This window comes from Deinococcus marmoris DSM 12784 (assembly GCF_000701405.1).
Classification (GTDB): domain Bacteria; phylum Deinococcota; class Deinococci; order Deinococcales; family Deinococcaceae; genus Deinococcus; species Deinococcus marmoris.
In genome coordinates, this window is record NZ_JNIV01000160.1 from 1 (window position 1) to 6401 (window position 6401).

Genomic DNA, 6401 nt, shown 5'->3' on the forward strand with positions numbered 1-6401 from the left:
GGCTGCATCCTGAGACTGACGGATCGGCGCTTCGGTGAGTGTGTCCAGCCACTGCTCCAGCAGTGCTGTGCGGTAGGCGGCGACATTCTGGAAATGGTGGTAAAACGAACCCCTCGTCAGGCCCATGTCCTGACACAGCCGTTCCAGGGTCAGCGCCTGTTCGCCCTCGTCCCGCAGCAGTTTCAAGCCCAGCTCCAGCCAGTCTGCTTTGCCCCGCCGCTTCGTCACCGCCTTAGCCTAACAAGCTCAGCAGGGTCAGCGCACCCAGGCCCAGACACAGCGGCGAGTAGATCGCGCGGTTGAGCCGGGCAAAGGTGGGATTGCCTGAAGTCAGGCGCGGCAGCGCGTACCCCAGGCCGCCCCGCAGCACGAAGACGCCGGCCACCCCGAATGCGCCTGACCGGATGAGGCCAGTGGGCCACCCCGCTGCCGACAGCAGTCCGGACGCGGCCAGCACCAGCCATGACGCCAGGATCAGCAGTCCAGCCACCGCGTAGCAGGCGGTGACAGAAGGCATCGGTGTCCCGGGGGGGCCGCCGAAGACCTGCGCGGCCAGCGTGTCACGGCTTGATCCAGGCCACAGTCCACCCGCGCCCCAATAGACATGCAGCAGAGCCAGGACCATCAGGATGACAGCAACAGGAAGAGCAATTATTTCCATACCAAACAGTATGGTACGTACAGGAGAGATATTCAACTTTGGATCCTTGGGTGACTTGAGACTGGGAACTACAACCTGCGCTCACGATGTGGTCAACCTGATTTCTCGCGGCTCGGACGGCAATTCTCGAAAGTTCCCCTGAACCCTTCTCAGCGCCGATTGAAGGTGACCCAGTTTTGCGCAGATGGAGATAAGCCTCGACAATAGACAGCCGCTTAACCTCAACTACGCAATATTGGGGCAGGCCCAGTCCGCGGGGTGGTCAAGATCGACTGGAAGGCTGTGGGCACCCAGGGCACAGTGACGGTGCTCAAGGTCAGCGATCAGTTTGTCATTCTCAAGATCGACGGCGTGCCGCTCAACAATGCCGCAGATCAAGTGGGATGAGCCGATTGCTGGTCAGCGGTACGTTCAGCTACGTGCCCGAACCCCTCTAATTCGCCATCTCCCCGCCCGACTGACTCAGGGCCGTGGCTGGCGCGCTTGCTCAAGCGGTAGGCATGCGGTGGTCAAAGCGTTTTTCCAGGCGCTCAGCGCGGCAGGGTGAAGCTGAAGGTGGCCCCCTCTCCCTCCACACCCTGGCCGCTGACCGTACCCCCATGCCGCAAAATGATGCGCCGCACGTTCGCCAGCCCTACCCCGGTCCCCTCGAACTCGCGTTCCAGGTGCAGCCGCTGAAACACCCCGAACAGCTTGCTAGTGTAGCGGGGGTCAAAGCCCACGCCGTTGTCCCGCACGAACACCGCCCACTCTTCTGCGCGCTCCTCGGCCCACACCTCGATCACCGCCAGTTCGCGGGGCTGGGTGTACTTCAGGGCGTTGCTCAGCAGGTTGCTCAGGACCTGCCGCAGGGTGTCGTGGTCCCCGCTAACCAGCGGCAGCGGCGAGACTTCCCAGCGCACGGCGCGTCCCTGCGCGTCCGCCTCCAGTTCCTGCTGGAGTTGCGACACCAGGGCGTCCAGGTCCACGGGTCCCACGCGCAGCGGCAGCCGGGCGGTGCGGGACAGGTCCAGCATGGCGTCGATCAGCATGTTCATGCGCCCCGCCGCCTCGTCGATCACCGTCAGGTAATGCGTGTCTTTGAGACCCAGGCCCGGCCCCACGCTCTTGCGGAGCAGTTCGCTGAAGCCCTTGATGTGCCGCACCGGGGTCCGCAGGTCATGCGAGACCGAGTAACTGAAGGCTTCGAGTTCCTCGTTGGCCTCCAGCAAGGCCGCCCGTTGCTGCTCGACACTCCGGATCTGCTCGGCGCGCTCCAGCGCCAGGGTCAGGCTGCGTTTCATGGTGGTCAGCACCGCGCGGTCCACCGGTGACCACTTCCGGGTCTCGGGGAGCGCGAAGACCAGCACGCCCCGCATCTGATTGCTGACCATGACGGGCAGCGCCGCCGTGGCGAAGAGGGGGACGTCACTCCGGGGCAAGCCGTCCGCCGCCGGGTCATAGACGTCTTTGTACTCGGCCTTGCCGGTGTGCCATGGGGTCAGCAGGGTAGACGTGGTCTCAAAGGGCAGCCCTGCTTCCAGCGCGGCCTGTACGGCGGGTGTCCTGATCTGGCCCACCTGGGAACGAATGCGCCACAGCCCATCTTCCGGCTCGTAGTACTGCGAGAACCCGGCGTTCAGCAGCGGCAGCACCGCGTTCTGAACGAGGCGGATCAGCGTCAGGGGATCGGTGTCCAGCGCCAGGTCACGCGTGAGGACGGCGAAGGTCTCCAGGGTGGCGTTGCGCCGCTCCACCTTGGCGCGGTGGAGGGCAGCCTCCTGCTCGGCCCGCACCCGCCGGGTGGTCTCGACCACGGTCACCAGCACCCCACCCACCGCACCGTGGTCGTCATAGACCGGGCTGTACGTCAGGTTGAGGAACGCCCGCTCGTCCTGGCCGTTCAGGTGGAGGGTCAGGGGCTGGTCAATCAGCGAGGCGGTCTCGCCCCGCATCATGACGCCTTCGTAGATCGGCGCGAAGACGGGCCAGGCTTCGGGCCAACTCTCTCGGTTGGGCTGCCCCAGGCCACCGGGATGCTTGTCGCCCATGATGACGCGGCAGGGATCGTTGTAGAGCTGGATCAGCTCGCTCCCCCACAGCACCATCATGGCGAAGGGGTGCGCGAGGAGCATCTCGGTCAGTGCCCGCAGGCTCACTGGCCAGTCCTCACGCGGACCCAGCGGGCCAGCGGCCCAGTCGAAGTCGCGGATGAGGGCGTCCATCTTGTGTTCGGCGGCCTTGCGGGGAGTGTCGAGGTGAGTCAAGCGGTCTCCGGCGGCGCTGTGCGCCTCCCATGGTGGCAGTCACGTCGTGACTGGGTAGTGCGGACGGGCGAGGGTAGGGAGTGTGAGGGAGAGGCAGTGTATGGCGCGACAGCCGCACAGCGCTCTGGTCCTATCTGAACGCTACACCGTGGCGCTCTCCTCCAGCTCACGGTCCGCCTCAGCTTGTCGCTGGCCTTCCACGGCCTCGGCGTCATGCTCGCGCAGCTTGACCCGGCTGGTCTTACCGCGCAGGACCTCGAGTGTGTAGTCCCCCTCCCCGAACAGCGCGCCGTCCAGCGTGTCGGGCAGGGCAATGCGGACCTCGTGCGTCTCCGCGTCATAGCGCACGCTCACGGTGGTCCGGGCATGGCGCTCCTTCATGGCCTCCAACTTCTTCGGGGCCGTGTTCATGAACGATCCCCGGCGCTTCCCACTGTCCTTGAGCGGCACCAGCTCCCCGGCTTCGGGCAGCCCCACGTCGTGCTTGCTGTTCAGGTAGCCCGCCATGTTGCTGCGCGCCCGCAGCTCGCCGTGGGTCAGGATGACCTTGCCCGGCTGGTACCGGGCGATCATCCCCAGCAGGCCACCTCTGTCGGCATGGGCCGACAGGTAGAAGCGCTCGATGCGCGAGTACGCCGACACTGGCTCGAAGCCACCGCCGCCCTTGCCGCTGTTCTGCGCGGGCAGCATCACCTCGCCACCCTGCTGGAGTTCCAGCAGCCTGCGCCCCGGACTCTCGGCGTCCTGGTACCCGACGACGAACAGGGCGTTCTCAGCGTGCGGCAGCCACGCGCGGGCGTATTGCGGACTGGCTCCGGCGTGCAGCATGCCCGACGAGGCGATGACCACGGCAGGCCGTTCCGAAGCCAGGATGCCCTCGCGCTCGCGCTTGTCTTTGACCAGATTGACCGTACCGGTCAAGAAGGGCCGCTGCTTGCTGACCTTGGTGCGGTTCTGCAGCGCCTCGGGGAGCAGCGGCAGCATGTCCTCGTACGCCTCGGTGATCCCACGGGTCAGGCCATCGAGGTGGATGGGCACCGCAGGCAGCAGCCCACTCGCCATCGAGGTCTGAAGGATCTGTGTGATCTCCTGCGCCCGGCCCAGCGCGAAGGATGGGATCAGCACCCGCCCACCGCCGCGTAAGGTCTCACCGATGGCGGTGACGAAGGCGCGCACCTGCTCCTTGCGGCTGGGCAGCAGGGTGTCGCCGTAGGTGCTCTCCGAGACCACCGCGTCCACGGGCATGACCGCAGCCGGGAGCCACGCGGCGTCCACCACCGGCGTCGAGATGTTGCTGACATCCCCGGTATGGAACACGGCGCGCCCCCCGCTCTCGATCAGGACGCTGGCCGCGCCCAGCAGGTGGCCGCTGGGGAACAGCGTGAACGCGAAGCCGTGGTCACTGATGCGCTGAAAGTACGGGACGGGTCGCAGCCGTTCCAAAGTGCGCTTCATCTCGCCCGCGCTGAACAGCGGCTGGCCCTGCATGGTGGTGACCTTGAGGGTGTCCCCGAGCACCAGGGTGGCGATGCGGGCCGTGGCTTCGGTGCAGTAGATGTTGAGCTTCGGGAAGTGCCGGATGACCACCGGGAGCGCGCCGACGTGATCGAGGTGGGCGTGGGTCAGGATCATCGCCGCAGGTGGGTGGTCAGCCAACAGTCCGAGTTGCGGTAGTGCAGCGTCGCCGATAGAACCGGGGCGCGCCCCGGCGTCGATCAGGAGGTTGCCCTCGGCCAGACGGTACAGATAGCTGCTGGCCCCGACCTCGTCGGTGCCGCCCAGGCCCAGGAAGTGCAAATCGCTCATGGCCGTCATTGTGGGCGTTGCCGGTTCTTCTGCACACCCTGGCAGCCGTCCCCTTACGTTATGCCTCTTGCGTTCTGGAACACTGGAGGTATATTGAGCGGTACTCTGGGAGATCATGCTGCTTGACGAGGAGACGACATGAACGCTCAGAACTGGAAAGCCGTGCGCGCTCAGGCTGTGGCCGAGGGGCGTGTGAACGAGGAACGTGTGACAGAGCTGAAGGGCACGTTGCTGGCCCAGGTGCGCGCTCACCGGCTGGCCGAAGTCCGCAGCGCCACTGGCCTGAATCAGGAGGAGCTCTCAAGGCGGCTGGGCATCTCGCAGTCACGGGTTTCGCGCATCGAGCGCGGCGACCTGGAGAAGACCGAACTGGCGACCCTGCGTGCTTTCGTACAGGCTTTGGGCGGCGACATCGAGGTCACCGTCAAGCTGGGCGAGGAGCGCTTCCTGATCGGCTGACCGCACGGCCCTGAGCGAGCGGGGCCGCAGGTCTGATGAAATGGGCGGGCTCCTGAACCTGCCTCAAGGCCCCCACTCCCCCGTTGATTGCATGCCTGAAATCAAGAGTGATTCTGTGCATGGAATCAAAAGCGGAGACGCGAGGCGGCAAGCACCCCGGTGCGGGCCGCAAGCCTGGCCCGAAGGTCTGGGTTCCCTGGAACTGAAAGCGCGGCGCGTCACCATTTCTTCAACCGGACAGCCACCATGCCGGCGCCGAGAGACATGACGAACAGCAGCGGCAACACGAACAGGTTGAACTGCAAGAAGTTGGCCAGGGAACTGAAGTGATGTTCCTGGCCGGCCATGCCTCTCTCTGCCGCTCTGTTGAAGGCCAAGTAGTAAGCGACAGGGACACCGGTACTCAGGCCATAACCCGCACCGATCAGCATGCCCTGCTTCCGCCTCATGCTGGTCTGACCGCTCAGGGCCAGCAGCCAGATGCCCAGCTGAACCAGGACAGCGACGATCAGCGCCGCCGCCCAGATGGCGGGCGGCACCTGGCGGACGTGCATGCCTGAGTCGATCAGACTGAGCAGCACAGACAGCGCGGCACAGACGAGTGGGAACATCAGTGAATGGGGGTCGGTGAGGAGTGTTCTCAGGGCGGAGTATGAGGTGATGTCCTGCCCGTTCGCTGGCTGGCGGTCACGTCCAGGGCGTTCGGTGTCTGGACTCATCCTCCCCTCCGTGCACGGAGTGTCCTGAAGGCCACGACCAGGCCGGTGATGATGGCACCGCCGATGAGCAAGGGCAGGATCCGCAGATTGAATTCAAGGACGTTGCCCACCGAACTCAGGGCATGTGGCTTGCCTTCCATGCCTTTTTTCGCCGCGGTGGAGAACGCCGAGGTGTAGATGACCTCAGTAGCTGACAACTTCATTTTTGACCGTCTCAGACGGCGGGAAGTCCACCTTCCGATCTGTCCCTCGACAGAAACGAGAAATGGCGGTGTTTTGAGGTGTGAAACCACCAAAACCCGCCGCCTCACAGGCTCCCGAACTCACCGCCCATTTCAAAGCCTGCGTGCCCTCGCTACGTATCGACACGCATCAGCGTGCCGTCGACGTTGTTCTGGCCATGATCATGGCGCAGAGTGTCAACCACCGAGACCTGGGTCCGCATTTGCCCGGAACCAGCACGCCCGAGGCCAAGAAGCGGCGCGTGGAACGCGCCGTCCACGATGAGCA

At 65.1% G+C, this 6401-nt stretch carries 8 protein-coding genes and 1 pseudogene; 3 read left to right on the top strand and 6 right to left on the bottom strand.

Features of this window, described 5'->3' with window-relative positions:
• Both Q319_RS27620 and Q319_RS0122035 read right to left on the bottom strand, forming a co-directional pair.
• Positions 1-228, bottom strand: a 228-nt coding sequence (locus tag Q319_RS27620; protein WP_029484560.1) for a TetR/AcrR family transcriptional regulator, incomplete at its 3' end; no start/stop codon positions are given.
• Between the two features lie 4 nt (positions 229-232).
• Positions 233-661 carry a DUF3995 domain-containing protein gene (locus Q319_RS0122035; RefSeq protein ID WP_029484561.1) on the bottom strand — a complete coding sequence of 143 codons (429 nt, stop codon included), beginning with the start codon at positions 659-661 and terminating at the stop codon, positions 233-235.
• A 258-nt stretch (positions 662-919) separates the two neighbouring features.
• On the opposite strand from Q319_RS0122035, the gene Q319_RS29010 reads away from it, so the two are divergent.
• On the top strand, positions 920-1048 hold the full coding sequence (locus tag Q319_RS29010) for a hypothetical protein (protein WP_281173854.1): 129 nt from the start codon (positions 920-922) through the stop codon (positions 1046-1048).
• 143 nt (positions 1049-1191) lie between these two features.
• Here Q319_RS29010 and Q319_RS25925 read toward each other — a convergent pair whose 3' ends face one another.
• Together Q319_RS25925 and Q319_RS0122050 are read right to left on the bottom strand one after the other, a co-directional pair.
• A complete protein-coding gene (locus Q319_RS25925; protein WP_051655678.1) occupies positions 1192-2907 on the bottom strand; it encodes a PAS domain-containing sensor histidine kinase in 1716 nt (571 codons plus the stop codon).
• 141 nt (positions 2908-3048) lie between these two features.
• Complete coding sequence (locus Q319_RS0122050) at positions 3049-4713, bottom strand: MBL fold metallo-hydrolase (RefSeq protein WP_029484563.1); 1665 nt, start codon at positions 4711-4713, stop codon at positions 3049-3051.
• A gap of 138 nt (positions 4714-4851) precedes the next feature.
• On the opposite strand from Q319_RS0122050, the gene Q319_RS0122055 reads away from it, so the two are divergent.
• On the top strand, positions 4852-5172 hold the full coding sequence (locus Q319_RS0122055; protein WP_029484564.1) for an XRE family transcriptional regulator: 321 nt from the start codon (positions 4852-4854) through the stop codon (positions 5170-5172).
• Positions 5173-5390: 218 nt separating this feature from the next.
• Here Q319_RS0122055 and Q319_RS0122060 read toward each other — a convergent pair whose 3' ends face one another.
• Positions 5391-5891, bottom strand: a complete 501-nt coding sequence (locus Q319_RS0122060; RefSeq protein ID WP_029484565.1) for a hypothetical protein — start codon at positions 5889-5891, stop codon at positions 5391-5393.
• Entirely contained in the window at positions 5888-6094 is a 207-nt protein-coding gene (locus tag Q319_RS0122065) for a hypothetical protein (protein WP_029484566.1), read from the bottom strand. The genes Q319_RS0122060 and Q319_RS0122065 overlap by 4 nt, the downstream gene beginning before the upstream one ends.
• A gap of 80 nt (positions 6095-6174) precedes the next feature.
• On the opposite strand from Q319_RS0122065, the pseudogene Q319_RS0122070 reads away from it, so the two are divergent.
• Positions 6175-6401 (top strand): annotated as a pseudogene (locus tag Q319_RS0122070) (IS4 family transposase); the annotation flags it as partial.

Bases quoted from the DNA above. Each gene is read 5' to 3' on its own strand.
- Q319_RS0122035 (WP_029484561.1), bottom strand. From the start codon at position 661: ATGGAAATAATTGCTCTTCCTGTTGCTGTCATCCTGATGGTCCTGGCT.
- Q319_RS0122050 (WP_029484563.1), bottom strand. From the start codon at position 4,713: ATGAGCGATTTGCACTTCCTGGGCCTGGGCGGCACCGACGAGGTCGGG.
- Q319_RS0122055 (WP_029484564.1), top strand. From the start codon at position 4,852: ATGAACGCTCAGAACTGGAAAGCCGTGCGCGCTCAGGCTGTGGCCGAG.
- Q319_RS0122060 (WP_029484565.1), bottom strand. From the start codon at position 5,891: ATGAGTCCAGACACCGAACGCCCTGGACGTGACCGCCAGCCAGCGAAC.
- Q319_RS0122065 (WP_029484566.1), bottom strand. From the start codon at position 6,094: ATGAAGTTGTCAGCTACTGAGGTCATCTACACCTCGGCGTTCTCCACC.